A 1,227-nucleotide genomic window follows, 5' to 3' on the forward strand; every position below is an offset into this window, starting at 1 on the left:
CGCGGATTCAACCGGTCGATGCAACGCCTAGAATCTGCGTGAGAGCGGAGGTGTTGCAAATGAAGCAGCGGCCGAGAATTTACTACTCCGAGACCCAGAAGGCGCTGATGTGGGACCGATGGCGCAAGGGCGATACGATTCATCAGATTGCTAAACTGTTCGATCGAGGCCATTCTTCGATTCAGCGGATACTATCGGAGGCCGGCGGCATTCAGCCGCTGCAAAGGCACCGCGCGCCACGGGCATTGACGCTCGGCGAGCGAGAGGAGATTTCCCGCTCCCTGGTGTCCGGACTATCGATTCGGTCGATAGCAGCCCGGCTGGGACGCGCCCCTTCCACTATAAGTCGCGAGTTGCAGCGCAACGGAGGCAGCCAAGGCTATCGAGCAAGCCAGGCGGATGCGATCGCCTGGGAGCGGGCACGTCGGCCTAAGGTTTGCAAATTGGTGCGAAACCAGACGCTGGCGCGAGTTGTCGCTGCAAAGCTGAAGCTGCAGTGGTCCCCTGAGCAGATTGCCGGTTGGCTCAGACATGCTTATGCGGTCAACAAGGACTATCTGGTGTCGCACGAGACAATCTATCGGAGCCTCTATATTCAAGCTCGCGGGGCCCTGAAAAAGGAATTGCTTGACCACTTGCGACGCTCTCGAATCATGCGCCGGTCCCGTCACCACACACTGAAAACTGAGGGCCGCACGAACATTCGCGACGCCGTGTCGATCAGTGAACGCCCTGCTACAGCAGAGGATCGCGCCATACCCGGGCACTGGGAAGGTGACTTGCTGTATGGCAATGCTACGAGCCAGATTGCAACTCTCGTCGAACGTCAAAGTCGATTCGTCATGTTGGTAAAAGTCGTCAGCAAAGATTCTGAGGCTGTAGTTGACGCGCTGATACGACACGCCAGCAAGTTACCTCGAGAACTATATAAATCGCTGACGTGGGACAGGGGCTCGGAAATGACCGACCACAACCGCTTTACTGTCGCTACCGACATTGAGGTCTATTTCTGCGACCCACAGCATCCTTGGCAACGCGGTTCGAACGAAAACACGAATGGGCTTCTGAGGCAATACTTCCCGAAGGGTACTGATCTATCTGCCTACTCCCAGGCCAAGCTGGATGCCGTAGCCAGGCGGCTCAACGAACGTCCCCGAAAAACGCTCAACTTCGATACGCCAGCTGAGCGATTTAACCAAATCGTTGCATCGACCGGTTGAATCCGCC

1 protein-coding gene is annotated in these 1,227 nt (G+C 56.6%); it reads left to right on the plus strand.

What is annotated here, in order from left to right; genetic code table 11:
• The first annotated feature begins 59 nt into the window (after positions 1 to 59).
• Positions 60 to 1,220: an IS30 family transposase gene (locus AWB80_RS42745; protein ID WP_061180605.1), complete on the plus strand. Its 1,161-nt coding sequence runs from the start codon at positions 60 to 62 to the stop codon at positions 1,218 to 1,220.
• Positions 1,221 to 1,227 lie beyond the last annotated feature (7 nt).

Origin of the sequence: Caballeronia pedi, assembly GCF_001544915.2 — a bacterium.
GTDB classification, from domain to species: Bacteria; Pseudomonadota; Gammaproteobacteria; order Burkholderiales; family Burkholderiaceae; genus Caballeronia; species Caballeronia pedi.

Coding starts and splice junctions, on each gene's coding strand:
- AWB80_RS42745 (WP_061180605.1), top strand. CDS start 60: ATGAAGCAGCGGCCGAGAATTTACTACTCCGAGACCCAGAAGGCGCTG.